This window comes from Streptomyces sp. NBC_00620 (assembly GCF_026341825.1).
GTDB lineage: Bacteria > Actinomycetota > Actinomycetes > Streptomycetales > Streptomycetaceae > Streptomyces.
In genome coordinates this window covers 1,967,315-1,993,875 of record NZ_JAPENY010000003.1, presented here as the reverse complement: position 1 = coordinate 1,993,875, position 26,561 = coordinate 1,967,315, and the positions used below count along the sequence as shown (strand labels likewise).

Genomic DNA, 26,561 nt, shown 5'->3' with positions numbered 1-26,561 from the left:
ACCCACTGACGGAACACCCAAGACCGGCCGCCGCGGCAGGCACATGTGCCGCGCGGCCGGCACCTTTCACCCCCCCCTCTCGGGCCGTATCCCCCCACGGCCCTTGCACAACTCAGATTTTCGCGCGTTGATGCGGACGTAGCCCGGTTCCTGGTGCTGACCTCAGCCCCCGTTGCCCCGGCGCGGCACCCCTCGTCAGTGTGGTAAATCCCCGCCGGTCAGGCGGCGAAGGAGATGGTTCACGTGTCCGCTACGCCAGTGTTGGCGTTGCGCGGAGTGTCCAAGCGGTTCGGTGCGGTTCAGGCGCTCACCGATGTCGATCTGGATGTTTTCGCAGGCCAAGTAGTCGCCCTGGTGGGCGACAACGGCGCAGGTAAGTCGACGCTCGTCAAGACGATCGCGGGTGTCCACCCGATCGACGAGGGCGTCATCGAGTGGGAGGGCAAGCCGGTCTCGATCGGTCGGCCGCACGACGCCCAGAACCTTGGCGTCGCCACCGTCTACCAGGACCTCGCCCTGTGCGACAACCTGGACGTCGTGGCCAACCTCTTCCTCGGCCGCGAGCTCGGCAAGGCCGCGGTGCTCGACGAGGTCGCCATGGAGAAGCGGGCCAAGGAACTCCTGGACACCCTCTCCATCCGCATCCCCAGTGTGCGCATCCCGATCGCCTCGCTCTCCGGTGGTCAGCGCCAGGTCGTGGCGATCGCCCGCGCCCTGGTCGGCGACCCCAAGGTCGTGATCCTCGACGAGCCCACCGCGGCTCTCGGTGTCGAGCAGACCGCTCAGGTTCTCGACCTGGTCGAGCGGCTGCGCGAGCGCGGCCTCGCCGTCATCCTCATCACCCACAACATGGCCGACGCGAAGGCTGTCGCCGACGAGGTTGCGGTTCTGCGGCTCGGCCGCAACAACGGCGTCTTCGAGGTGAAGTCCACCTCGCAGGAAGAAATCATCTCCGCCATCACGGGCGCCACGGACAACGCCGTGACCCGTCGTGCGGCCCGTAGCAACGGGGAGGTTCAGAAGTGAGCACCGACAAGACCTCCACGCCCGAGGCGACGCCCGTCGACGAGCACATCGTCGAGAACCCGGAAGCGGCCGCCGGGGCCAACACCGCGGTCGACCCCCGACTGCTCATCCGTGAGGAGGGCTTCGGCGGCTACCTCACCGAGTTCAAGCGGAAGATCCGCGGTGGCGAGCTCGGCGCCGTCCCGGTCGTCTGCGGCCTGATCATCATCTGGGCCATCTTCCAGGGCACCACCGGCCGCTTCCTGGAGCCGGACAACCTCAGCAACATCGCGCAGTACATCGTCGGCCCCGGCCTCATCGCCACCGGCATCGTCTTCGTGCTGCTGCTCGGCGAGATCGACCTGTCGGCCGGCTCCCTCGCCGGTCTGACCGCGGCGCTCGCCGCCGTGATGGCCGTCAAGAACGGCATGAACGAAGCGCAGGCCGTGATCCTCGCGCTGCTCGCCGCAGCCGCCATCGGCGCGCTGCAGGGGTTCTTCTTCGCCAAGATCGGCGTCCCGGCGTTCGTGGTCACCTTGGCCGGCTTCCTGGGCTGGAGCGGCCTCCAGCTGCAGGTCCTGGGCAACACGCTCTCGCTCAACAACATCGCCGACGGTGTCATCTACTCGCTGAACAACACCTACTTCTCCAACGTCGCCTGGGCCAACACCGCGGCCATCGTCGCGGTCGCCGTCCACGCGCTGTCCCAGCTCAGCGACCGGCGCCGGCGCAAGGCCGTCGACCTGCCGTACCGCCCGCTGAGCGAGATCGCGCTGCGCTCCGGTGTCGTCGCGGCGCTCGCCTTCGGTATCGCGGCCGTCTTCAACCAGGCGCGCGGTTTGCCGCTCGGCATCACGATCTTCCTGCTGATCGTGGTGATCTCCAGCTTCGTGCTGCGCCGCACCCGCTACGGCCGGCAGATCTTCGCGGTCGGCGGTGGCATCGAGGCCGCCCGTCGCGCCGGTATCAACGTCGCCTGGATCCGCATCTCGGTGTTCACCATCTCCGGGTTCCTCGCGGGCCTCGGCGGTCTGTTCATCGCCTCGCAGTCCGGCGTCGCGGACAGCACCCTCGGCGGCGGCAACGTCCTGATGATGTCCATCGCGGCGGCCGTCATCGGTGGCACCAGCCTCTTCGGCGGCCGGGGCACCCCCTGGTCGGCGGTACTCGGCATCCTCGTCATCCAGTCGATCATCACGGGCCTGTACATGGGCGGCAGCTCCACCCAGGCCGTGCAGTACATGATCACCGGTGTGGTGCTGCTGGCCGCCGTCGTCCTGGACTCGGTCTCGCGCCGTACCCAGAAGTCGGCCGGCCGCGCATAGCGGTAGCCCTCTGAATCCTGTGCCCGGCACCAATGGCGGTGCCGGGCACAGTCATGTCCGGCAACGGGAACACCCGTACGACGATTTACAGCCGTTCGCGTGACGTACAACGCACAGCCCGGACGCCGACATGAAAGGCGGAACATTAGACTCGACAGACCCGGCAAAGCTCGAACAGCTCTATCGCAAGGAGGCACGGGTGCCGCTGCTGACCCGCATCAGGGGACCGCGCGATCTGGACCGGCTCAGCCTGGAGCAGCTGGACCAGCTGGCAGGCGAGATCCGGACCTTCCTCGTCGAAGAGGTCTCCAAGACCGGCGGCCACCTCGGCCCGAACCTCGGTGTCGTGGAGCTCACCATCGCTCTGCACCGCGTCTTCGAGTCGCCCAAGGACAGGGTGCTGTGGGACACGGGCCACCAGTCCTACGTCCACAAGCTGCTCACCGGCCGCCAGGACTTCTCGAAGCTGAAGATGAAGGGCGGCCTCTCCGGGTACCCCTCGCAGGCCGAGTCCGAGCACGACGTCATCGAGAACTCGCACGCCTCCACGGTCCTCGGCTGGGCCGACGGCCTCGCGAAGGCGAACGAGGTCCTGGAGCGCGACGACCACGTGGTCGCGGTCATCGGCGACGGCGCCCTCACCGGCGGCATGGCCTGGGAGGCGCTCAACAACATCGCCGACGCCAAGGACCGCCCCCTGGTGATCGTCGTCAACGACAACGAGCGCTCCTACGCGCCGACCATCGGCGGCCTGGCGAACCATCTGGCGACCCTGCGCACCACGGACGGCTACGAGCGCTTCCTGGCCCGCGGCAAGGACCTCCTGGAGCGCACCCCGGTCGTCGGCAAGCCCCTCTACGAGACCCTGCACGGCGCCAAGAAGGGCCTCAAGGACTTCATCGCCCCGCAGGGCATGTTCGAGGACCTCGGCCTCAAGTACGTCGGCCCGATCGACGGCCACGACATCGAGGCCCTGGAGTCGGCCCTCGCCCGCGCCAAGCGCTTCGGCGGCCCGGTCATCGTGCACTGCCTCACCGAGAAGGGCCGCGGCTACCAGCCCGCCCTCCAGGACGAGGCCGACCGCTTCCACGCCGTCGGCAAGATCCACCCGGACACGGGCCTGCCGATCGCCTCCTCCGGCGCCGACTGGACCTCCGTCTTCGGCGAGGAGATGGTCAAGCTCGGCGAGGAGCGCAAGGACGTCGTCGCCATCACCGCCGCGATGCTCCAGCCGGTCGGACTCGACAAGTTCGCCAAGGCATTCCCCAAACGGGTGTACGACGTCGGAATCGCCGAGCAGCACGCGGCCGTCTCCGCGGCCGGCCTCGCCACCGGCGGCCTGCACCCCGTCTTCGCCGTCTACGCGACCTTCCTCAACCGCGCCTTCGACCAGGTCCTGATGGACGTGGCCCTGCACAAGTGCGGCGTCACCTTCGTCCTCGACCGCGCGGGCGTCACCGGCACCGACGGCGCCTCGCACAACGGCATGTGGGACATGTCGATCCTCCAGGTCGTCCCCGATCTCCGGCTGGCCGCTCCGCGCGACGCCGACCAGGTCCGCGCCCAGCTGCGCGAGGCCGTCGAGGTCACCGACGCGCCCACCGTGGTCCGCTTCTCCAAGGGCGCGGTCGGCCCTGCGGTACCCGCCCTGGGCCGGATCGGCGGCATGGACGTGCTGCGCGAGCCGGGCACCGACGCTCCGGACGTCCTCCTTGTCTCTGTCGGCGCCCTCGCGCCGATGTGCCTGGAGATCGCCGGCCTCCTCGACAAGCAGGGCATCTCCACGACCGTCGTCGACCCGCGCTGGGTCAAGCCCGTCGACGAGGCCATGGCCCCGCTCGCCGAGCAGCACCGCGTGGTCGTCACCGTCGAGGACAACTCCCGTGTCGGCGGCGTCGGTTCGACGATCGCGCAGGCCCTGCGCGACGCGGGCGTCGACGTCCCGCTGCGCGACTTCGGTATCCCGCCGCGCTTCCTCGACCACGCCTCCCGCAAGGAGGTCATGACGGAGATCGGCCTCACCGCGCCGGACATCGCCCGCCAGGTCACCGGCCTCGTCGCCAAGCTCGACGGACGGTTCGAGCGCACCACCGCGGAAGCCGTGGACGCTGTGGAGCCCGCGCGCGACTGACGTACCCCGTAGGCCCGATGGGCCGGTTTCATCACTCTGAAGGGGTGGTGAAACCGGCCCATTTGCGTGAACCTGTCCGCGCCGGGGCATGCGCAGCACACGCCCCCTCGATCATGTCGAGGACGTCAAGCGTGGAGGTACACCCGTGAGCAGCACCCTCTTCAGAACGAAGAAGGTCGAACAGTCGATCTTGGACACTGAGGAGCCGGAGCACGCACTCAAGAAGTCGCTGTCCGCTCTGGATCTCACCGTGTTCGGCGTCGGTGTCATCATCGGCACCGGCATCTTCGTGCTCACCGGCACGGTCGCCAAGAACAACGCGGGCCCCGCCGTCGCCTTGGCCTTCGTGGTGTCCGGTGTCGTCTGCGCGCTTGCCGCGATCTGCTACGCCGAGTTCGCGTCCACCGTCCCGGTCGCCGGCTCGGCGTACACCTTCTCGTACGCCTCGCTCGGCGAGCTGCCCGCCTGGATCATCGGCTGGGACCTCGTCCTTGAGTTCGCGCTGGGCACGGCGGTGGTCGCCGTCGGCTGGTCCGGCTACATCGCCTCGCTCCTTGACAACGCGGGCTGGCACCTGCCGGCGTCGCTCAGCGGGAGAGAGGGGGCCGACGGCTTCGGCTTCGACATCCTGGCCGCCGCCCTCGTACTGGTGCTCACCGGCATCCTCGTACTCGGCATGAAGCTCTCCGCCCGGATCACCGCTGTCGTCGTCGCCATCAAGGTGACCGTCGTCATGGTCGTGATCATCGCCGGTGCGTTCTTCATCGAGGGCGACAACTACGACCCGTTCATCCCGAAGGCGCAGACCGTGGAGGCGGGCGGCGATCTCCAATCCCCGCTCATCCAGCTGATGTTCGGCTGGGCGCCCTCCAACTTCGGCGTGATGGGCATCTTCACCGCCGCTTCCGTCGTCTTCTTCGCCTTCATCGGCTTCGACGTCGTGGCCACGGCCGCGGAGGAGACGAAGAACCCGCAGCGGGACATGCCGCGCGGCATCCTCGGCTCGCTGATCATCTGCACCACCCTGTACGTCGCGGTGGCGATCGTCGTGACCGGCATGCAGCATTACACCAAGCTGTCCGTGGACGCGCCGCTCGCCGACGCGTTCAAGGCCACCGGGCACCCCTGGTTCGCGGGCTTCATCAGCTTCGGCGCCGCCGTCGGCCTGACCACGGTGTGCATGATCCTGCTCCTCGGTCAGACCCGGGTCTTCTTCGCGATGAGCCGCGACGGACTGCTGCCGCGCTTCTTCTCGCACGTCCACCCGCGCTTCAAGACACCGCACCGGCCGACCATCCTGCTCGGTGTGATCATCGCGATCCTCGCGGGGTTCACCAGCCTGAGTGAACTCGCCGAGCTGGTGAACATCGGCACGCTGTTCGCGTTCGTCGTGGTCGCGATCGGCGTGATCATCCTCCGTCGCACCCGCCCGGAGCTGCCCCGCTCCTTCCGTACCCCCTGGGTGCCCTTCCTCCCCATCGTCTCCGTCCTCGCCTCCCTCTGGCTGATGCTGAACCTGCCCGCGGAGACCTGGCTGCGGTTCGGGATCTGGATGGTGATCGGCTTCGTCATCTACTTCCTGTACGGGCGCTCGCACAGCCGTCTCGGCCTGCAGCAGGAGGCTGCGCTGGGCGAGGTACCGAGGCCGCAGAGCGGCGACACCAAGTAACCGTTCCCCGAAGCCCGGTTGTCGCTCCGGCCCCGTATGTCCCGGTTAGGCGGAGACTGCGGGGCCGGATAGCGTGCACCGTATGCTCGTCGAGCTCCTGGAATCACCACGGTCCGCAGTCGAGTCGCGAGTATCGGACCGCGGCTTCTGGAGACGGGCACTGCCCCTGCTGGCGCTGCTCGCCTGCGTCACCCGGGCCCCCTCCTTCGTACAGCCGCTGTGGAACCCCGACGAGGGCTATCTCGCCGTCCAGGCGCGGATACTGGCGGACGGCGGAGAGCTCTACGAGACGGTCGTGGACCGCAAGCCGCCGTTCGTGCCGTGGTTGTACGAGGCGGCCTTCGCGGTGTTCGGCTCCGGGTCGCTCACCTCCGTACGGGTCCTCGCGGTAGTGGCCCAGCTGTCCACCGCCGTGCTGCTCGCGTCGTTGGCCAGACGCCGCTGGGGCGACCGGGCGGGGCGCACGGCGGGCGTGCTGTATCTGCTGGCCTCCATCGGGCTCAACCCCGAGGACGCGCAGGCCGCGACCTTCGAGGTGTTCATGCTGCCGTGCACGGCCGCGGCGATGTGGTGCGCGGACCGGCGCCGGTGGGGTGCGGCCGGGGCCGCCGTCGCGTGCGCCTTCCTGGCGAAGCAGACGGGCGGGGCGGTACTGGTTCCGGTGGTGTGGCTGCTGTACCGGCACGGCGCACCGCGAACCGACCTGGTGCGCCTCGGAGTTGGAGCCGCCCTGCCCGTCCTCTGCGCGGCGCTGCTCACCGACCCGGCGGGGTTCCTGTTCTGGACGGTCACCGGATCGGGTGCGTACGCCTCCTTCACTGGCTCCGAACTCCACGTCCTGGGGCGGGGGTTGACCAACACCGCGATCCTGGCGGTGGCCTGCGCGGGCCTGATCCCGCCGGTGGTACGGGTTCTGCGCATCGCCCGTACCGGCTCCGCGGAGCTCTGGCTGTGGGGAGCCTCGTCAGCGGCGGCGGTACTCCTCGGCTTCCACTTCTTCGGCCACTACTACCTTCAACTCATCCCGCCCATCGCCCTGTTGGCGACGGCGGCACTCCAGATCCTGCCCCACGACCGGCTGGTGAAGGCCGTACTCACCTCCGCCTGCTGCTGCACCCTGTTCCTCGCCTGGGGCCTCCTCGCCCCGCGCCCCGACCTCACCCACGCCCAACGCCTCGCGGCCGCGGTGGCCCACCGCACGGACCCCGGCGACCGGGTCCTGGTGTGGGGCATACACCCGGAGATCTACTGGCTGGCCGACCGCACCCCCGCCAGCCGCTTCCTCACCGCCGGCCTCCTCACCAACTACAGCGGAGGCCGCAACGGCCCCCAGGTGGGCGAGAAGTACGCCGTAGAGGGCGCCTGGCCGGCCTTCCGCGCCGAGATGTCAGCCCACCCACCAACCCTCGTGGTCGACGACTCCCACGACAAGCCGTACGCACCGGAACGGGTACCGACGCTGAGACGGCTGCTGGCCGGGGGGTACGAGGAGGTGGGGGTGGTGGACGGGGCGGTGCTGTACGCGCGGGAGCGGGATTAGCCCGTCCGGCGTTTGACGACGAGGCCGTGCCGTCCCGATCCCCCACTCGCCCGTGGGGCTGCGCTGTTCATCCCGGGCCCGGGAGATCTTTCAGCCTGTCCGGAGTTTGAGGACGAGGTGGTGCCGTCCCGATCCCCCACCCGCCCGTGGGGGCTCCACCCTTCAGCCCCGGGGGAGCGTCTTTAGCCCGTCCGGCGTTTGAGGACGAGCGCGCAGCGCGACACGGGGGTCTGGGGGCGGAGCCCCCAGGAACAAGGGACGGGCAGGGGCGGAGGGGGCGAAAACCATCCCTCACGAGCCCCCACGTACCGCCCGAGGCCCCGCTACCTCCGCCCCGAACTCACCCACCCGGCGCCGCAGTTCACGATCAGCCGTAACAACAAGGCAGGGCCGCCCGGCGGCGCCGGCCGCCAGCTCGGCGATCAGATCGTCCCCACTCCCGGCCGCCGACTCCACCCGCACCCCCGGCACGGACTCCACACCCCGAGCGGCCCCCTCGACCACAAGGACGATCTCCACCGCCCCCTCGTGCCCGGGGACCCCGTCCACCGCGAGCCGGTCCCGCAACCGCTCCGCGGCCCCCCGCCGATCACGCCACCACCCGTCGGGCACAGATCCGACGACATTGGCGGCGTCGATGATCACGAGTGTCGTCACGGCGGTTCCTCCGGAGATCTGGGTCCTGGTGCGACTGAAGCACGAAGAGGGCCCCCGCCAAAGCGGGGGCCCTCGAACGCGCGCAGGGAAACACCCACGCAGGCAGACGGTTACGCGGGAACCGAAGCCACCCCGGCCTCCAGGAACCGCTTCCCGTTCACCCGCTCGGACACACCCTCACGGTCCAGGTACGGCGTGATGCCACCCAGGTGGAAGGGCCACCCCGCACCGGTGATCAGGCAGAGGTCGATGTCCTGCGCCTCGGCGACGACACCCTCGTCGAGCATGAGCCCGATCTCCTGGGCGACGGTGTCGAGGACCCGGTCGCGGACCTGCTCCTCGGTCAGGACGACGTCGCCCTGCTTCAGCAGCGCCGCAACCTCGGGGTCCAGCTCCGGCTTCCCGGAGTCGTACACGTAGAAGCCGCGCTTGCCCGCCTTGACGACGGCCGCGAGGTTCGGGGAGACCGTGAAGCGGTCCGGGAAGGCCCGGTTGAGGGTCTCCGAGACGTGCAGACCGATGGCCGGTCCGACCAGCTCAAGGAGCACCAGCGGCGACATCGGCAGACCCAGCGGCTCGACCGCCTTCTCGGCGACCTCGACCGGCGTGCCCTCGTCGATGACGTTCTGGATCTCGCCCATGAAGCGGGTGAGGATGCGGTTGACGACGAACGCCGGGGCGTCCTTCACCAGCACCGCGGTCTTCTTCAGCTTCTTGGCGACACCGAAGGCCGTGGCCAGGGCCGCGTCGTCGGTCTGCTCACCGCGGACGATCTCCAGGAGCGGGAGGATCGCGACGGGGTTGAAGAAGTGGAAGCCGACGACCCGCTCGGGGTTCTTCAGCTTCGACGCCATCTCCGTCACCGACAGCGAGGAGGTGTTGGTGGCGAGGATCGCGTGCGCCGGAGCGACCGCCTCGACCTCCGCGAACACCTGCTGCTTGACGCCGATCTCCTCGAAGACGGCCTCGATGATGAAGTCGGCGTCGGAGAAGCCCTCGGCCTTGTCCAGCACACCGGTGACCAGGGCCTTGAGGCGGTTGGCCTTGTCCTGGTTGATACGGGACTTCAGCAGCAGCTTGTCGATCTCGGCGTGGACGTAGCCCACACCCTTGTCGACGCGCGCCTGGTCGATGTCGGTCAGCACGACCGGCACCTCGAGGCGGCGCAGGAAGAGCAGGGCGAGCTGCGAGGCCATCAGGCCCGCGCCCACGACGCCCACCTTGGTGACCGGACGGGCCAGCGACTTGTCCGGAGCGCCGGCCGGGCGCTTGCCGCGCTTCTGGACCAGGTTGAACGCGTAGATGCCGGAGCGCAGTTCGCCGCCCATGATCAGGTCGGCGAGCGCCACGTCCTCGGCGTCGTAACCCTTCTGCAGGTCACCGTCCTTCGCCGCGGCGATGATCTCCAGCGCGCGGTACGCGGCCGGAGCCGCCCCGTGCACCTTGCCGTCGGCGATGAAACGGCCCTTGGCGACGGCCTGGTCCCAGGCCTCGCCGCGGTCGATCTCCGGACGCTCGACCGTGATGTCGCCCTTGAGGACGGACGCGGTCCAGATCAGCGACTGCTCCAGGAAGTCGGCGCCCTCGAAGAGGGCGTCCGCGATACCGAGGTCGAAGACCTGCTGGCCCTTGAGCTGCTTGTTCTGGTTGAGCGAGTTCTCGATGATGACGCTCACCGCACGCTCGGCGCCGATCAGGTTCGGGAGGAGGGTGCAGCCACCCCAGCCGGGGACCAGTCCGAGGAAGACCTCGGGCAGCGAGAACGCCGGGAGCGACTTGGAGACGGTCCGGTACTCGCAGTGCAGACCGACCTCGACGCCACCGCCCATCGCCGCGCCGTTGTAGTACGCGAAGGTCGGGACGGCGAGGGTCGCGAGCCGCTTGAAGACCTCGTGGCCGCCCTTGCCGATGGCGAGCGCGTCGTCGTGGTTCTTCAGGAGCTCTACGCCCTTGAGGTCCGCGCCGACCGCGAAGATGAACGGCTTGCCGGTGACGCCGACACCGACGATCTCGCCGGCCGCGGCCTCCGCCTCGACCTGGTCGATGGCGGCGTCGAACTTCGCCAGCGAGGCCGGGCCGAAGGTGGTCGGCTTGGTGTGGTCGAAGCCGTTGTCGAGCGTGATGAGCGCGAAGCGCCCGGCGCCGTAGGGCAGGTCGAGGTGGCGTACGTTCGCCGACGTCACGACCTCGTCAGGGAACAGCTCGGCCGCGCCCTTCAGGAGTTCAGCAGTGCTCACTTGTCGCCTCCGGCGTCCTTGTGGTGCGGGTTCTCCCAGATCACCGTGGCGCCCATGCCGAAGCCGACGCACATGGTGGTGAGGCCGTAACGGACATCCGGCTGCTCCTCGAACTGGCGGGCCAGCTGAGTCATCAGACGCACACCCGAGGAGGCCAGCGGGTGACCGTAGGCGATGGCGCCGCCGTACTGGTTGACGCGCGCGTCGTCGTCGGCGATGCCGTAGTGGTCGAGGAACGCGAGGACCTGGATGGCGAAGGCCTCGTTGATCTCGAAGAGGTTGATGTCCTCGATCGACAGGCCGGCCTTGGCGAGGGCCTTCTCGGTCGCCGGGATCGGGCCGTAGCCCATCACCTCGGGCTCGACGCCCACGAAGGCGTAGGAGACCAGGCGCATCTTGACCGGCAGGTTGTTCTCGCGCGCGAAGTCCTCGGACGCGATGATCGACGCGGTGGCGCCGTCGTTCAGACCGGCGGCGTTACCGGCGGTGACCCGGCCGTGGACGCGGAACGGCGTCTTGAGCCCGGCGAGGTTCTCCAAGGTGGTCCCCGGGCGCATCGGCTCGTCGGCGGTGACCAGGCCCCAGCCCGTCTCACCGACCTCCGGGTTGGTGTTGCGCACCGAGATCGGCACCAGGTCCTGCTGGATCTTGCCGTTGGCGTACGCCTTGGCGGCCTTCTCCTGCGAGCGCACGGCGTACTCGTCGGCGCGAAGCTTCGTGATGTGCGGGTAGCGGTCGTGCAGGTTCTCGGCGGTCATGCCCATGAACAGGGCGGACTCGTCGACCAGCTTGTCGCTGACGAAGCGCGGGTTCGGGTCCACGCCCTCGCCCATCGGGTGGCGGCCCATGTGCTCGACACCACCGGCGATGACGGCGTCGTACGCACCGAACGCGATCGAACCGGCCGTGGCCGTGACGGCGGTCAGCGCGCCGGCACACATGCGGTCGATGGAGTAGCCGGGGACCGACTGGGGGAGACCGGCGAGGATGCCGGCCGTGCGGCCGAGAGTCAGCCCCTGGTCACCGATCTGCGTGGTCGCGGCGATGGCGACCTCGTCGATCTTCTTGGGGTCCAGGCCGGGGTTGCGGCGCAGCAGCTCCCGGATGGCCTTCACAACGAGATCGTCGGCGCGGGTCTCGTGGTAGATGCCCTTCGGGCCCGCCTTGCCGAACGGGGTGCGGACGCCGTCGACGAAGACGACGTCCCTGACGGTACGAGGCACGATGGCTCTCCTCCAGATGCGGGATGGCACTGCTGCGCGACACACACGCCCTGAGCGCGCGCTCACCCACATGCTACTTGCGGGTAACCATGCTGCCCAGTCCCGGAGGCGGGAGCGGCGAAGGTCACATGGAAACCCGGCTGTGCGGGAGCGCCCGGAAGGAACCGTGCGAGCAGCCGCATCCCCTGCGCCGCCCGAAGATCATGGCGTGATCTCGACGTTGCCGCGCCCCACAAGGGGCGCGGGACCGTGACATCGCGCGCCAGGCGGCCAGGCGCTCAGGCCTTGGGCGCCGTCTCGGAAAGCGCCGCCGCCAGTACGGGCGCCACCTGCTCGACCTGCCAGGGGCGCGCCCCGTACCCGGCGAGCGCGGTGGCCACGGACTCCGCGTCCGGAGTCGACGGCGGCTCCCAGCACACGCGCCGCACGGTGTCCGGGGTGATCAGGTTCTCCTGGGGCATGTTCAGCCGCTCGGCGAGGGCCGACACCGCGGCGCGCGCGGCGGAGAGCCGGGCGGCGGCGGCCGGGTCCTTGTCGGCCCAGGCGCGCGGCGGCGGGGGACCGGTCACCGGCTGACCCGGCTGCGGCAGCTCGGAGTCGGGCAGTTCCTTCGCCCGGTCGACGGCGGCCTGCCACTGCTCCAGCTGTCGGCGTCCCATGCGGTGTCCGAAGCCGTTCAGCGCGGCCAGGGCGTGCACATTGGCCGGCACGGCCAGCGCCGCCTCGACGATCGCCGCGTCCCCGAGCACCTTGCCGGGCGAGATGTCCCGCCGCTGCGCGACGCGGTCCCGGGCCTCCCACAGCTCCCGTACGACGGCCATCTGCCGGCGTCGGCGCACCTTGTGCATCCCGGACGTACGGCGCCAGGGGTCCTTGCGCGGCGGCGCCGGATCGGCCTGCGCGATCGCGTCGAACTCCTGCCGGGCCCACTCCAGCTTGCCCTGCCGGTCCAGCTCCTTCTCCAGCGCGTCCCGCAGGTCGACGAGGAGCTCCACGTCCAGAGCCGCGTACCGCAGCCACGGGTCCGGCAGCGGACGTGTCGACCAGTCGACCGCGGAATGCCCCTTCTCCAGTACGAAGCCCAGGACGCTCTCGACCATCGCGCCAAGGCCCACCCGGGGGAACCCGGCGAGGCGTCCGGCCAGCTCGGTGTCGAAGAGGCGGGACGGGATCATGCCTATCTCGCGGAGACACGGCAGGTCCTGGGTGGCGGCGTGCAGCACCCACTCCACACCGGAGATCGCCTCGCCGAACCCCGAAAGATCGGGACAGGCCACGGGGTCGATCAGCGCGGTGCCCGCGCCCTCGCGGCGGAGTTGTACCAGGTAGGCGCGCTGGCCGTACCGGTACCCGGACGCGCGTTCGGCGTCGACGGCGACGGGGCCGGACCCGGCGGCGAAGGCGGCGATCACCTCGGCCAGCGAGGCGTCGTCGGCCACGACGGGCGGAATGCCGTCTCGGGGCTCAAGCAAAGGGATCGGCGCCGATTCGACGTCGTCCGGAGGGCCGCCTCCGGTGGTTCGCAGTGAGCTGTCTGCTGCGGTCTCTTGGGCGTCGGTCACCTGTCAAGGGTATCGGGATGTTCGAGCGCCTGACCTGCATCTTCAAGTCATTGGTCGGTTCACCTGCGAAAACGCTGTTCAAGTGGATCTCAGGGACGGCATGTGGCTCTTGTCCCGAGTGTCCCGCGTGCTCCGATTGTGCTTCCGCGACACCCGCCCGGACCCGGAACCCGGTCCGGCCGAGAGCCCGCTATCGCCAGGGAAGCCCGGATTTCGGCGGCGGGCGATGTCCTTCATCTCGCTTTTGCCCCAAGGGAGTTGCCGTTTCCCGGCGGCAAGAGAAAAGCGCCCGCCGACGGAGGATTCCGTCGGCGGGCGCTCGGGGTCGTAAATCAGCCAGGTCGGTCAAGGACCCGGTTCACGGGTGTGTGGTGCGGGTCAGTGGATGATTCCCGTGCGCAGGGCCACCGCGACCATCCCGGCGCGGTCGCCCGTGCCGAGCTTGCGGGCGATACGGGCGAGGTGGCTCTTGACGGTCAGTGCGGACAGGCCCATCGAGACGCCGATGGCCTTGTTCGACTGGCCCTCCGCGACCAGCCGAAGCACCTCGACCTCTCGTCCGGAGAGTTCGCGGTAGCCGCCCGGGTGGCTCGGGGACCCCGGGGGGCGGCGGTGCATACGGGCGGCGGCCGAACCGATCGGCGCGACGCCGGGCCGGGTGGGGAGCCCGACGTTGTTGCGGGTGCCGGTGACGACGTAGCCCTTGACGCCGCCCGCGAGGGCATTGCGTACGGCGCCGATGTCGTCGGCGGCGGAGAGGGCGAGGCCGTTGGGCCAGCCCGCGGCACGGGTCTCGGACAGCAGGGTGAGCCCGCTGCCGTCGGGCAGATGGACATCGGCGACGCAGATGTCGCGTGGATTGCCGATTCTGGGACGGGCCTCCGCGACGGACGACGCCTCGATGACGTCGCGCACTCCGAGCGCCCACAGATGGCGGGTGACGGTGGAGCGGACCCGGGGGTCGGCCACGACCACCATGGCAGTCGGCTTGTTCGGGCGGTAGGCGACCAGGCTTGCGGGCTGCTCGAGGAGAACGGACACCAGGCCTCCTGGGGTGCGGGACGGTACCGGCTCTGGGGATGAAGCCGGGACGAACCGTGCTTTCAAGGTCACAGACGTCTTCGGCACCAAACCCGTCCGCCTTTAGAGAATGATCACGATTTAGTGAGTAACAATCCGTGCAATTCGGACACGCGATCGATCATCCGAAGATCGAACCGAGTCGCTCGACGTCATTCCGCGTCAATCCGTGTCACCACACGGCCGAAAGTTGGCATATCGACAAAGAAGCAGCGCGAACCATGTACTCAACGGGAGCGCGGGTTCGAGCGGACACGAAGAGAGCGTGCGGTCAACGTGACCGCACGCTCAGCGGGACTGCGGACTCAGCCGGAACGCGGAGTCAACGGGGCTGCGGAGTCAACGGGACTGCGGCCCCCGGCGCTGCGGCAGCGTGACCACCGACGCGTCGCCCGGCGTCAACGGCGGGAGCCCGGCGACCTGGCACAGCAGATCGCACCAGGCGGCGAGGTGCGTGGCCGTGTCCGGTACGCCGCCCATGCCTTCCCGGGGCGTCCACGAGGCCCGGATCTCGATCTGGGAGGCGGCCGGGCGCTCCGCGATGCCGCCGAAGTAGTGCGAACTCGCGCGCGTGACGGTGCCGCTCGGTTCGCCGTACGACAGACCGCGGGCCTGGAGCGCGCCGGTCAGCCACGACCAGCAGACGTCGGGCAGCAGCGGGTCGGCGGCCATCTCCGGCTCCAGCTCCGCGCGGACCAGGGTCACCAGACGGAAGGTGCCCTGCCAGGCGTCGTGCCCCGCCGGGTCGTGCAGCAGCACAAGGCGGCCGTCGGCCAGATCCTCGTCGTCGGAGACGACCGCCGCCTCCAGCGCGTACGCGTACGGGGCCAGGCGCTTGGGCGCAGGCGTCGGGTCGATCTCGATGTCCGGCCGCAGCCGCGCGCCCTTCAGCGCGTCGACGGCGGCCCGGAAGGGTGGCGGAGCCGTCTCCATCGCATCTCGGTTCCCCTCCTTCGAGTCGTCCATTCCGCCAGCGCCGTCCGACAGTCGTCCCTGAGCCGCAGCCATGCGGGGAAGATTAAGGGGAACGGAGCCTTCGCGCAGGGAGAGACACCCGTGCGTGGGACCACTGTCCGGATCGCGCCGCACGAACGCGCCTTCGCGAGCGCCGGTGCCCGGGGTCCGGCCGGGTGCTGAGGGCTTGTCCGGTACCGGGCGCCGGGGTCGGCCGGGCACCGGGTGCCCCGGACTTGGCCGTCGGCGGGCCGTGGGAGACTTTCCGTCGTGAGTGCCAACGAGCGCCCTGATGGGCAGCAGCCGAAAGCCACGTACGAATCCGCCTTCCTGAAGGCGTGCAGGCGCGAGCCCGTGCCGCACACGCCGGTGTGGTTCATGCGCCAGGCCGGCCGCTCGCTGCCCGAGTACCTCAAGGTGCGCGAGGGCATCGCCATGCTGGACTCCTGCATGCGGCCCGACCTGGTCGCCGAGATCACCCTCCAGCCGGTGCGCCGGCACAACGTGGACGCGGCGATCTACTTCAGTGACATCGTCGTACCGCTGAAGGCCATCGGCATCGACCTCGACATCAAGCCGGGCGTCGGTCCGGTCGTCGAGAAGCCGATCCGCACCCGCGCCGACCTGGCCCAGCTGCGCGATCTGACCCCCGATGACGTGTCGTACGTCACCGAGGCGATCGGGCTGCTCACGGCCGAGCTCGGCTCGACCCCCCTCATCGGCTTCGCGGGCGCGCCTTTCACCCTCGCGAGCTACCTCGTGGAGGGCGGCCCGTCCAAGAACCACGAGCACACCAAGGCGCTCATGTACGGCGACCCGCAGCTGTGGGCCGACCTGCTCGACCGTCTCGCGGAGATCACCTCCGCCTTCCTGAAGGTGCAGATCGAGGCTGGCGCGAGCGCCGTCCAGCTCTTCGACTCCTGGGTCGGCGCCCTGGCACCCGCCGACTACCGGCGCTCGGTGATGCCGGCGTCCACGAAGGTCTTCGAGTCCGTGGCTTCGTACGGCGTCCCGCGCATCCACTTCGGTGTCGGCACCGGTGAGCTGCTGGGCCTCATGGGCGAGGCGGGCGCGGACGTCGTCGGTGTCGACTGGCGTGTCCCGCTCGACGTGGCGGCCACGCGTGTCGGCCCCGGCAAGGCCCTCCAGGGCAACCTCGACCCGGCCGTCCTGTTCTCCACGACCGAGGCCGTGGAGACGAAGACCCGCGAGGTGCTCGACGCGGCCGCCGGTCTCGAAGGCCATGTCTTCAACCTCGGCCACGGTGTCCTGCCGACCACCGACCCGGACGCGCTGACCCGGCTCGTGGAGTACGTCCACGAGCAGACCGCGGGCCGGTAGTACTCCGTCAGGTGTACCGCGCCCGCCTGCCCCACAGCAGGCGGCGCGGTTCGGGTGGGGGCGGGGTGCCCGGGCGCAGGGGCCAGGCCAGCAGCATCCCGGCCAGGAAGCCGACCACATGGGCCGCGTACGCGACGGTCCCGGCCTCGGAGACTCCCTCGCCGGACGAGTACACCGCCTGGAGAACGAACCAGAAGCCCAGCACCATCCACGCGGGCAGGCGCAGCGGCAGGAAGATCAGGAACGGGACCAGGACCCACACCCTGGCCTTCGGGTAGAGCACCAGATACGCGCCCAGAACCCCGGCGATCGCTCCGGAGGCGCCGATCAGCGGATCGCCGGAGTCGTCGTTCAGGTACGCGAAGCCGTACGCGGCCGCGTAGCCGCAGGCCACGTAGAACAGCGTGAACCGCACATGGCCCAGGCGGTCCTCGATGTTGTTGCCGAAGATCAGCAGGAACAGCATGTTGCCCAGCAGGTGCAGCCAGCTGCCGTGCAGGAACATCGCCGTCAGCACCGAAAGCGCCGGCGACTTGTCGTAGTCCGGCGGGGCGACCACACAGCCGGTTCCCTGCGGGCCGACGCCGACATCTCCCGTGGGCACCAGCCCCGGCATCTGGTGGTGGATCAACTCCTGCGGCACCGCGGCGTAGTGGTCCAGGAACGCCTGCAGATGACAGAGCTGCGACAGACCGCTGTCACCGGCCACGGAACCGGCTATGCCGGGCGTGTAGAGGAAGACGAGCACGTTGGCGGCGATCAGCGCGTACGTCACATAGGGCGTGTGCCGCACCGGGTTGACGTCATGGACGGGTATGACCACAAGGAAGTACTGCCCTCGATGCGCGTCGGGAATCCGTGCGCCGGCCGGGCGCGCGCCGGCTGTGGCCGGAGGGGCGCGCTGGGTTCGGGAGGGCGCCACCATGCACGCCCGCACGCCCCACCTGCGCCCCCTCACGCCCCAAAGCACGCCCTGAGCCGCTGAACACCCCCGCACCCCCATGCGTATGTCTCCTCAACCGCCCGCGCCGCGACGAAGACGTGACGCGAGGAAGACGTGAGGACACAGGCGATGAACGACCGAGTTACTCCTCCGATGCAAGCTCTGCCCGACGGTGAGGCGGAGATCGCCCTGGTGCTGCACCTGCCCTGGGAAGATGTCGCCGCGCTCGGCCAGGAGGCCGGCCGGCTCGCGGCGCGGATGCAGCGTCCGGTGACCCTCGACGAGGCGGTCAGCCACCGGCTGCGCTCCGCCCGGGCCGCCGCGCACGCGAAACCCCCCACGGCGCAGCCCGCGGCCGTCACCTCCTCCGCCTCCGTCTCCTCGCTGCCCGGGCGGCCGCCCGCCGAGCAGGCCAGGCAGGCCATAGACCGCATCAACGGGACGACGGTGTCCGGGCACGAGACGGCCTAACACCAGCTCACGTGGGTCGGAGCCGCCCGGTCACGCGCCACGCGCGCGTACCGCCGCGACCGCCTTGCGCGCTGCTACCAGGATCGGGTCCCAGACCGGTGAGAACGGCGGCGCGTAGCCCAGGTCCAGGGCTGTCATCTGTTCCACCGTCATGCACGCGGTCAGCGCGACCGCTGCGATGTCGACGCGTTTCGCGGCGCCCTCACGGCCGACGATCTGTACGCCGAGCAGCCGTCCGGTGCGGCGCTCGGCGAGCATTTTCACGGTCATGAGGTCCGCGGCGGGGTAGTAGCCCGCGCGGCTCGTCGACTCGATGACGACGGTCTCGAACTGCAGGCCCGCCCTGCGCGCGTCCTTCTCGCGCAGCCCGGTGCGGGCGATCTCCAGGTCGCAGACCTTGCTCACCGCCGTGCCGACGACACCGGGGAAGGTGCCGTAACCGCCGCCCACGTTGGCGCCGATGACCTGCCCGTGCTTGTTGGCGTGGGTGCCAAGGGCGATGTGCCGTTCGCGCCCCGAGACCAGGTCGAGCACCTCGACGCAGTCGCCGCCCGCCCAGATGTTCTCGTGCCCGCGCACCCGCATCGCGAGGTCGGTCAGCAGCCCGCCGTGGTCACCGAGGGGCAGCCCGGCGGCCTTGGCGAGCGCCGTCTCGGGGCGCACGCCGATGCCGAGCACGACCACGTCCGCCGGGTACTCGGCGTCCTCCGTGACGACCGCCCGTACCCGCCCGTCCTCGCCGGTGAGGAGCTTGGTGACCTGGGCGTCGTTGACCATGGTGATGCCCAGGCCCTCCATGGCCGTGTGCACCAGGCGGCCCATGTCGGGGTCGAGCGTGGACATCGGCTCCTTGCCGCGGTTGACGACCGTCACCTCGTACCCGCGGTTGATGAGCGCCTCGGCCATCTCCACACCGATGTAGCCCGCGCCGACGACCACCGCGCGGCGGCCCTCCGTCGCGGCCAGCGTGTCGAGCAGGGCCTGTCCGTCGTCCAGGGTCTGCACGCCGTGCACGCCCGGAGCGTCGGCGCCCGGGAGGTCGGGCCGGATCGGGCGCGCGCCGGTCGCGATCACGAGTTTGTCGTACGGCGTCCACTCCTCGTCCCCGGTTTCGAGGTCGAGGGAGCGGACCCGGGCGCCCGCGACGTCGATCTCCGTGACCTCCGTACGCATCCGCAGGTCGATGTCGCGCTCCCGGTGCTCCTCGGGGGTCCGCGCGATCAGCTGGTCCCGGTCGGCGACGTCACCACCCACCCAGTACGGGATGCCGCACGCCGAGTACGAGGTGAAGTGCCCCCGTTCGAACGCCACGATCTCCAGTTCGTCCGGCCCTCGCATCCGGCGCGCCTGTGACGCGGCGGACATGCCCGCCGCGTCACCGCCGATCACGACCAGTCGCTCCGTCACACCGCCGGTGGTACCGCTCGTACGGTTCATGCTCATACGAACACGCTACGGGGGCGCGGCATTTCAGTCCTGCTCGCGTCCCTCCTCCTGCTCCCGGACGGGCGGGGCGACCGGCAGCGTGCCGGTCGGGGAGGCCGCGGCCGGGGCCGGGCGGCGCGGGAACCGGCTGCGCAGGAGCCGCACCCACAGTGCCCACAGCACGAGGAGCAGCGCCGCACCCGCCGCGAACGGGAGGATCGCGCCGAACGCCACGGCGATCCAGCGCAGCATCGTGACGAACGCGTTCCAGCCGCCCGCGAGCGCGTCCACGAAGCCCGGATCGTCGTCCTTCTCCACCTGCTTCACCGGGGTCTCGGACAGGGTCAGGGTGATGGTGGCCAGGCTGGTGCGGTCCTTCAGAGAGGCCTGCTGGGCGAGCAGGGACTCCAGGTCGGCCTGACGGGAGCTCAACTCGCCCTCCAGGGTGACCACATCGCTGAGCTTGGTGGCCTGGTCCATCAGCTCACGGATCCGGGCCACGCTGGCGCGCTGCGTCTGGATGCGGCTCTCCACGTCGACGACCTGGTCCGTGACGTCCTGCGCCTTGGCCGTACGTTCGAGGAGCTTGCCGGTGCCTTCCATGTCGGCGAGCACCTCGTCGTACCGCTCGGTGGGCACCCGCAGGACGACACGGGTGTGCTCCTTGCCCTCCTCGTCCCGGGTGGTGGTCTCGTCACCGACGAAGCCGCCCGCGTTCGCGGTGGTGGTGCGGGCCTCGTCCAGGGCCGCGGGTACGTCCTTGACCTGCACGGTCAGGGAGGCGGTGCGGATGATCCGGTTCGCGGAGAGGTCCGGGGCCTTCGTGGGGGCCTGGGCCCCGCTCTTGCTGTCCTCGGCGCCCGCGGCGCCCTCCTGGACCGCGGCCTTGTCCCCGGCGCCGGCGGCGGAATCGCTGGACGCGCCGTCGTCACCGCCGGCTGAGCAGCCGGCGAGTGCGAGGGCGGCGGCAAGAAGAATCCCGGCCAGGACCTGAGTGGGGCGTACGGGTCGTACGGAGCTTCGTGTGCGCATGTGGGCATCCCCCCGGGCGTTTTGACGACTGACGCTCCTTCGACGCCCGAACGGGGTGCGGCGTTGGGCGGATCCGGTCCCGATGCGGTCACGGTCAGGACTCGCGGAGGACACCGGGGGCCTGGTGGGAGTGTCAGTGGGGTCTGCGACAGTGGAGACATGCGCGCACAGGGCACTCGTACGGGTACGGGACACGTCGTTGTCGTCGGGGGCGGGATCGCGGGTCTGGCCGCCGCCCACCGATTGCTGGACAGCGGCGTGCGCGTGACCGTTCTGGAGGCGTCGGACCGCGTGGGCGGCAAGCTGCTGCCCGGCGAGATCGCGGGCGCACGCGTCGACCTGGGCGCCGAGTCGATGCTCGCGCGCCGCCCCGAGGCGATCGCCCTGGCCCGCGAGGTGGGCCTCGCCGACCGCCTCCAGCCGCCCGCCACCGCGACGGCCTCGCTCTGGTCCCGCGGCGTCCTGCGCCCGATGCCCAAGGGACACGTCATGGGCGTCCCCGGCACCGCGTCCGCCCTCTCCGGCGTCCTCTCCGACGAGGGCCTGCGCCGTATCGAGCGGGACGCCGAGCTGCCCCGCACGGAGATCGGCGACGACGTGGCCGTGGGGGAGTTCGTGGCGGCCCGCCTCGGCCGCGAAGTGGTCGACCGCCTGGTCGAGCCCCTCCTCGGCGGTGTCTACGCGGGCGACGCCTACCGCATCTCGCTGCGCTCTGCCGTTCCCCAGCTCTTCGAGGCCGCCCGGACCCACGACTCCCTGACGGAGGCGGTCCGCGAGATCCAGGCCAAGGCCGCCCGGAACCAGCAGACCGGACCGGTCTTCATGGGCATCGAGGGAGGCGTCGGTCAACTGCCGCTCGCGGTCGCGGAGTCGGTGCGAGCACGCGGCGGCGAGATCGTCACCGGGACACGCGTGACGGAGCTGCGCCGGGAGGCACACACCGGCTGGCGCGTCGTCGCCGGAGGCCAGGTACTCCACGCCGACGCCGTGGTTCTCGCCCTGCCCGCCCCCGCTGCCGCCGGCCTACTGCGCGCCGAGGCGCCCGCCGCCGCGGCCGAGCTGGCCACCGTGGAGTACGCCTCCATGGCGCTCGTCACCCTCGCCTACCGGCGCAGCGAAATCGCCCTCCCCGAAGGGAGCGGTTTTCTCGTGCCGCCCGTTGACGGGCACACCATCAAAGCCTCCACCTTCGCCTCCCAGAAGTGGGGCTGGATCGCCGAGGAGAACCCCGGCCTGCTCGTCCTGCGGACCTCGGTCGGGCGGTACGGCGAGACGGAGGTGCTCGGGCGAGAGGACGACGACCTGGTGGAGGTGTCCCGACACGACCTGCGCGAGGCCACCGGCCTGGACGCCGCGCCCGTCGAGGCCCGCGTCACGCGCTGGGACGACGGGCTGCCGCAGTACCCCGTCGGGCACCACGCGCGCGTGGCCCGCATCCGCGACCACGTCGGCAAGCTGCCGGGGCTCGCCGTCTGCGGCGCCGCGTACGACGGGGTCGGCATCCCCGCGTGCATCGCGAGCGCGTACGCCGCCGTGGACCAGCTCGGCGGCGACCGGGGCGGACTGGATGCCCTGATGGCGAACCCGGTGCAGAGTCTGCACGGCGGCGCGGGAGAATAGGCCCATGAGTGACGACGCCCCCGCCAAGATCCCGAACGCCGGCAAGAAGGCCAAGGACCTCAACGAGGTCATCCGCTACACCCTGTGGTCCGTCTTCAAGCTGAAGGACGTGCTGCCCGAGGACCGCGCCGGTTACGCCGACGAGGTCCAGGAGCTCTTCGACCAGCTCGCCGCGAAGGATGTCACCGTCCGCGGCACGTACGACGTGTCGGGGCTGCGCGCCGACGCCGACCTCATGATCTGGTGGCACGCCGAGACCGCCGACCAGCTCCAGGACGCGTACAACCTCTTCCGCCGCACCAAGCTGGGCCGTGCCCTCGATCCGGTCTGGTCGAACATGGCGCTGCACCGCCCCGCCGAGTTCAACCGCTCGCACATCCCGGCGTTCCTCGCGGATGAGACGCCGCGCAACTACATCAGCGTCTACCCGTTCGTGCGCTCCTACGACTGGTACCTGCTGCCCGACGAGGACCGTCGCCGCATGCTCGCCGACCACGGCAAGATGGCCCGCGGCTTCCCGGACGTGCGCGCCAATACGGTCGCCTCGTTCTCCCTCGGCGACTACGAGTGGCTCCTCGCCTTCGAGGCCGACGAGCTGTACCGCATCGTCGACCTCATGCGTCACCTGCGCGCCTCCGAGGCCCGGATGCACGTCCGTGAAGAGGTCCCGTTCTACACGGGCCGCCGCAAGGACATCTCCGAGCTGGTCGCCGGCCTCGCCTGAGGACTCGAAGCGCCGGGCGGTCCTAGGAAGCCTTCTTCGTGTCCTTCGCACGATCGCCCGGTGCCACCGGCTTCGGCTCCGCGTGCGGCGCGCATGCCGCGCGCCGTACCGGGAGCCTGCCCTCCAGGAGATAGGCGTCCAGATAGCCGTTGACGCACTGGTTGGGCCCGCCCCCGATCCCGTGCGTCCCGGCGCCGTTCTCGGTCACCAGGACCGAGCCGGACAGCCGCCGGTGCAGTGCCACCGCACCCTCGTACGGAGTCGCCGCGTCCCGCTCGGCCGCCAGGATCAGGGTCGGCGGCAGCGCGCCGGGCAGCGTCCGCACGTCCAGGGGCTTCTGCCGCGGCACGGGCCAGTACGCGCAGGGCAGGTTCATCCACACGTTGTCCCAGGTCTCGAACGGCGCCTTGCGCGCGAGCTGCGTGTTGTCGCGGTCCCAGGTGCGCCAGTCGGTCGGCCAGGGCGCGTCGTTGCACTCGACGGCCGTGTAGACCGCGTTGCCGTTCTCCTGCTCGGCGGCCGCCTCCGGATACGGTCCGGCCTGCTCGATCAGCGGCTTCGGGTCGCCCTTCAGGTACGCGGACAGCGCCTGGGCGCGGTGCGGCCAGTAGTCGTCGTAGTACCCGGCCTGGAGGAACGCGCCCTGCAACTGCCCGGGCCCCACCTTGCCGCCGGCGGGCGAGGCGGCGAGCCGGGCCCGCGCCTTCTCGTAGCTGCGCAGCACCTCTTCGGGCGTGGCGCCGAGCCCGTACACCTCGTCGTGCCGGGCGATCCAGGCGCGGAAGTCCGCCCAGCGGATCTCGAACGCGGCGGACTGGTCGAGGTTGTTCTGGTACCAGATCTGGCCGGGGGCGGGGTTCACCGCCGAGTCGAAGACCATCCGGCGTACGTGGGAGGGGAAGAGCGTCGCGTAGAGAGCCCCGAAGTACGTGCCGTAGGAGGCGCCCATGAAGGTCAGCCTCCGCTCGCCGAGCGCGGCGCGCAGTACGTCGAGGTCGCGGGCGTTGTTGAGCGAGGTGTAGTGCTGGACGGCCTTGCCGGAGCGCTTGAGGCAGCCGCGCGCGTACGCCTTCGCCTCCGCGATCCGCTCCTTCTTGTACGACTCCGAAGGGAACGTCGGTGACTGCGTCGGCCCCTTCACCAGCCGCTTGGGGTCTTGGCAGGACAGCGGGGCGCTGCGGCCCACCCCGCGCGGGGCGTAGCCGACGAGGTCGTACGCCCCCGCGAGGCGCTTCCACTCAGGGAGGAAGCCGATCAGCGGGAAGTACATGCTGGAGGCGCCGGGGCCGCCGGGGTTGTAGACCAGGGCGCCCTGGCGCGGGACCTTCCGCTTCGAGTTCTTCGCGTCCTTGCCGGTGGCCTTCACACGGCTGACGGTGAGTTTGATCTGCTTGCCGTCGGGGTGTGCGTAGTCGAGGGGCACCTTGACCGTGCCGCACTTGACGTCGTCCGGGAGGTCCTCCTCCTTGGAGCAGGTGCCGAAGCGGACCCCGGCGGCCGCCGCGCGCTCGGCGGCGACGGCCGTGCCGCGGGTGTCGGCCCCGGGCCCGAGGGGATCGCCGGGCCACCGGGGTTCGCCGCCCGCGGGGACGGTGACGAGGGCGGACAGGAGCAAGGATCCTGCGGTTCCGTAGAGGACGGCAGCTCTCATCGCGTTTCCCTTCGGCGCACGGCAGCGACAAAGGGGATGTTTCGTTCGGCGGTTGGTGAAGTAAAGGACCGGGCGGCAGTGTCGGCTCCAATGACCCCGATGCGCCCCCTGGCGCGCCCGTCAGCCCCTTCGTTCCGGGTTTCCCTCGCGGTGGGTGAAGGCCGCACGCAGGTCCGGCTCGCCGATCGCGCGGATGCCGCGTACGGCGACGGAGGTGAGGTACGTGCGGTCGTCGCCCGTGCCGTCGGGGTGCCGGGTGAGGGTGCCGAGCAGGCGCTGTCCGGCCGGGGACGCCCAGCGCGAGTAGGGGTGCACCTCGATGCGGGCGATCGCGAGACAGCTCAGTGTGAGGGTGAGCGGGAGCGCGAACCAGACGGCGACCGGCACCTCGTACTCGGACGTCTGGGCCTGAGAGGGCAGCAGCAGGGCCACGGCGCCCAGAACGAGCACGGCTGCCGCGGCGGCCTGGACCTGGCGGACGGCGCTCGCGACGGTGCCGCGCTCGCCGTCGGGCACGGCGAGGCCCGCGGCGACGAGGCGGTCCGCGAGACGGCGTACCGAATCCGCGGCGGCCGCGCTCGCCCGCACGGGCGCTATCCGGGACTGGCCATCCGGACCGATCGCCCCGATGACCGAGCGCTCCATCTCGTCGTGCCCACGCGGGTCCACGACGGTCGCCCAGCCCGTGTGCGCGAGCAGCAGACGGCGCTGGCGGGCCATCGACACCAGGGTCAGCTCGGCGACCCGGGCCGGACCGCCGGACAGGAACGCCGCCTCGTACAGCGTGAGGCCGTGGTCGCGGGCCGCCTTCGCGTCGACGGCCGCCGTGCGGACGGCGGCCAGGCACAGGCGGGTGCAGGAGGTGCCGGCCGCGGCCCAGGCCAGGAGCAGGAGAAGTACCCAGAACATGGCGTTTTTCTATGCGATGGGCCGGGTGAGCGCCATGCCTTATTCACATGATGGACGGAGCGTTGGCGGTATGTGATGTTCCGCTTCCCGCCCATGCGGCTAGGGGGCCGAGGGCGAGTTGGCGCGTGAGGCGGCCGGGGGAAGGGTGAAGCCCGGGGACGGGGTCACCGGAATCGGTGAGTCCGGGGACTGGGTGGGCCCGGGCAGGGCGGGGGAGTTGGTGATCGGGGGCGGGGCGGCGCCGGCCGCGTCCTCGGCGAGGGCGTCGAAGTCGACGTATCCGGTGGCCTCGAGGACCTTGATGTGGTCGAGCACGGTGCTGTTCGCGTCGTCGGCGAGGTCGCGTACGAGGGAGTTGCGGGTGTTGGCGCGGACCTGGGCGACGAGGGAGAAGACCTTGCCGTGGGCCTTGCGGAGGATGTTCGCGAACTCGCGGTCGTAGTCCACGCCCTGCGCCGCGCTGAGCGTGGTCAGCCACCCGCGCTGCTGCTCGCTGGCCTGGTTGGGCAGCTCAAGGCCGAGCCGCGCGGCGACGTTGCGGACCCGGGCGTCCAGGAACGTGTGGCCCTCGATGAGGTGCGCGCCGGCGGTCCGTACGGCCTCCGTGGTGCCGCGTTCCTGGGCCTGCTGGCCCGCGGGCAGCTCCCAGAGCCCGGCCAGCCGGACCTTGGTGATGAACTCCCGGTCCAGCGCCGAGAGCGGGCCGAACTGCGTCGAGACGGTCTGGGCGTTCAAGGTGTCCAGGCCGGTTCCGGAGCGGTCCTCGTACGACCAGATCGGGATGGCCAGGGCGACCAGGGTGGCCGTGAGGCCCGTGACGATGAGCCCTGTTCCACTGACCAATCCGGTGCGGTTGATGGATCGCATGGTGCCTCCTGTTGCGGCACCGCACATGAGTGCGTTCCGCGTGCGGATTGGCATGCTACTGCGGGTGCTGTGCCAACTGCCGCACGGGAAAACAGGGTTGATGGGTAGGTGGAACGCGCGGGATATGGTGGTTCGGGCGTACGGCAGACCGCCTCAAAGGCGTGGAAACAGGGCGCGCACATCCCCTTCACAGAA

Annotated in this window: 21 protein-coding genes; 9 read left to right on the top strand and 12 right to left on the bottom strand. The window is 70.4% G+C overall.

Annotated features, from left to right (window positions below; genetic code table 11):
* The first annotated feature begins 234 nt into the window (after positions 1-234).
* The 5 genes from OG246_RS39975 to OG246_RS39955 all read left to right on the top strand — a co-directional run bounded on the left by OG246_RS39975 (position 235) and on the right by OG246_RS39955 (position 7,670).
* Positions 235-1,026: an ATP-binding cassette domain-containing protein gene (locus tag OG246_RS39975; protein ID WP_266474142.1), complete on the top strand. Its 792-nt coding sequence runs from the start codon at positions 235-237 to the stop codon at positions 1,024-1,026.
* Positions 1,027-1,073: 47 nt separating this feature from the next.
* Entirely contained in the window at positions 1,074-2,330 is a 1,257-nt protein-coding gene (locus OG246_RS39970; protein WP_266475038.1) for a sugar ABC transporter permease, read from the top strand.
* Between the two features lie 199 nt (positions 2,331-2,529).
* Positions 2,530-4,461: a 1-deoxy-D-xylulose-5-phosphate synthase gene (gene dxs, locus OG246_RS39965; RefSeq protein WP_266474140.1), complete on the top strand. Its 1,932-nt coding sequence runs from the start codon at positions 2,530-2,532 to the stop codon at positions 4,459-4,461.
* 145 nt (positions 4,462-4,606) lie between these two features.
* Complete coding sequence (locus OG246_RS39960; RefSeq protein WP_266474139.1) at positions 4,607-6,130, top strand: amino acid permease; 1,524 nt, start codon at positions 4,607-4,609, stop codon at positions 6,128-6,130.
* 82 nt (positions 6,131-6,212) lie between these two features.
* Positions 6,213-7,670 carry a glycosyltransferase family 39 protein gene (locus OG246_RS39955; protein ID WP_266474138.1) on the top strand — a complete coding sequence of 486 codons (1,458 nt, stop codon included), beginning with the start codon at positions 6,213-6,215 and terminating at the stop codon, positions 7,668-7,670.
* A gap of 291 nt (positions 7,671-7,961) precedes the next feature.
* On the opposite strand, the gene OG246_RS39950 is transcribed toward OG246_RS39955, so the two are convergent.
* The 6 genes from OG246_RS39950 to OG246_RS39925 form a co-directional block, all read right to left on the bottom strand.
* A complete protein-coding gene (locus tag OG246_RS39950) occupies positions 7,962-8,327 on the bottom strand; it encodes an NTP pyrophosphohydrolase (protein ID WP_266474137.1) in 366 nt (121 codons plus the stop codon).
* 110 nt (positions 8,328-8,437) lie between these two features.
* Positions 8,438-10,564, bottom strand: coding sequence for a 3-hydroxyacyl-CoA dehydrogenase NAD-binding domain-containing protein (locus OG246_RS39945; protein WP_266474136.1), 2,127 nt, complete (start codon positions 10,562-10,564; stop codon positions 8,438-8,440).
* On the bottom strand, positions 10,561-11,787 hold the full coding sequence (locus OG246_RS39940; RefSeq protein ID WP_266474134.1) for an acetyl-CoA C-acyltransferase: 1,227 nt from the start codon (positions 11,785-11,787) through the stop codon (positions 10,561-10,563). The genes OG246_RS39945 and OG246_RS39940 overlap by 4 nt, the downstream gene beginning before the upstream one ends.
* 278 nt (positions 11,788-12,065) lie before the next feature.
* Positions 12,066-13,349, bottom strand: a complete 1,284-nt coding sequence (locus OG246_RS39935) for a ribonuclease D (protein ID WP_266474132.1) — start codon at positions 13,347-13,349, stop codon at positions 12,066-12,068.
* Positions 13,350-13,727: 378 nt separating this feature from the next.
* Positions 13,728-14,390 carry a response regulator transcription factor gene (locus OG246_RS39930; RefSeq protein ID WP_266474130.1) on the bottom strand — a complete coding sequence of 221 codons (663 nt, stop codon included), beginning with the start codon at positions 14,388-14,390 and terminating at the stop codon, positions 13,728-13,730.
* 378 nt (positions 14,391-14,768) lie between these two features.
* Complete coding sequence (locus OG246_RS39925; RefSeq protein ID WP_266475036.1) at positions 14,769-15,395, bottom strand: DUF3000 domain-containing protein; 627 nt, start codon at positions 15,393-15,395, stop codon at positions 14,769-14,771.
* A 258-nt stretch (positions 15,396-15,653) separates the two neighbouring features.
* On the opposite strand from OG246_RS39925, the gene hemE reads away from it, so the two are divergent.
* The gene (hemE, locus tag OG246_RS39920; RefSeq protein ID WP_266474129.1) at positions 15,654-16,724 is read left to right on the top strand and encodes a uroporphyrinogen decarboxylase; all 1,071 of its coding nucleotides are present in this window, start codon (positions 15,654-15,656) and stop codon (positions 16,722-16,724) included.
* 7 nt (positions 16,725-16,731) lie between these two features.
* On the opposite strand, the gene OG246_RS39915 is transcribed toward hemE, so the two are convergent.
* Complete coding sequence (locus OG246_RS39915) at positions 16,732-17,547, bottom strand: rhomboid family intramembrane serine protease (protein WP_266474128.1); 816 nt, start codon at positions 17,545-17,547, stop codon at positions 16,732-16,734.
* 249 nt (positions 17,548-17,796) lie between these two features.
* On the opposite strand from OG246_RS39915, the gene OG246_RS39910 reads away from it, so the two are divergent.
* Positions 17,797-18,138, top strand: coding sequence for a hypothetical protein (locus OG246_RS39910; RefSeq protein WP_266474126.1), 342 nt, complete (start codon positions 17,797-17,799; stop codon positions 18,136-18,138).
* Positions 18,139-18,168: 30 nt separating this feature from the next.
* Here OG246_RS39910 and OG246_RS39905 read toward each other — a convergent pair whose 3' ends face one another.
* Both OG246_RS39905 and OG246_RS39900 read right to left on the bottom strand, forming a co-directional pair.
* Complete coding sequence (locus tag OG246_RS39905) at positions 18,169-19,581, bottom strand: FAD-dependent oxidoreductase (RefSeq protein WP_266474125.1); 1,413 nt, start codon at positions 19,579-19,581, stop codon at positions 18,169-18,171.
* Between the two features lie 27 nt (positions 19,582-19,608).
* The gene (locus OG246_RS39900) at positions 19,609-20,595 is read right to left on the bottom strand and encodes a DUF4349 domain-containing protein (RefSeq protein ID WP_266474124.1); all 987 of its coding nucleotides are present in this window, start codon (positions 20,593-20,595) and stop codon (positions 19,609-19,611) included.
* Between the two features lie 159 nt (positions 20,596-20,754).
* Here OG246_RS39900 and hemG point away from each other — a divergent pair, with 159 nt between their 5' ends.
* Together hemG and hemQ are read left to right on the top strand one after the other, a co-directional pair.
* Positions 20,755-22,215 carry a protoporphyrinogen oxidase gene (hemG, locus tag OG246_RS39895; RefSeq protein WP_266474123.1) on the top strand — a complete coding sequence of 487 codons (1,461 nt, stop codon included), beginning with the start codon at positions 20,755-20,757 and terminating at the stop codon, positions 22,213-22,215.
* 4 nt (positions 22,216-22,219) lie between these two features.
* A complete protein-coding gene (gene hemQ / locus OG246_RS39890; RefSeq protein WP_266474122.1) occupies positions 22,220-22,939 on the top strand; it encodes a hydrogen peroxide-dependent heme synthase in 720 nt (239 codons plus the stop codon).
* Positions 22,940-22,961: 22 nt separating this feature from the next.
* On the opposite strand, the gene OG246_RS39885 is transcribed toward hemQ, so the two are convergent.
* The 3 genes from OG246_RS39885 to OG246_RS39875 all read right to left on the bottom strand — a co-directional run bounded on the left by OG246_RS39885 (position 22,962) and on the right by OG246_RS39875 (position 26,366).
* Complete coding sequence (locus OG246_RS39885) at positions 22,962-24,590, bottom strand: alpha/beta hydrolase (protein WP_266474121.1); 1,629 nt, start codon at positions 24,588-24,590, stop codon at positions 22,962-22,964.
* A gap of 120 nt (positions 24,591-24,710) precedes the next feature.
* Positions 24,711-25,499: a TIGR04222 domain-containing membrane protein gene (locus OG246_RS39880; RefSeq protein WP_266474120.1), complete on the bottom strand. Its 789-nt coding sequence runs from the start codon at positions 25,497-25,499 to the stop codon at positions 24,711-24,713.
* Between the two features lie 99 nt (positions 25,500-25,598).
* Positions 25,599-26,366: a DUF4142 domain-containing protein gene (locus tag OG246_RS39875; RefSeq protein WP_266474119.1), complete on the bottom strand. Its 768-nt coding sequence runs from the start codon at positions 26,364-26,366 to the stop codon at positions 25,599-25,601.
* Positions 26,367-26,561: the final 195 nt, after the last annotated feature.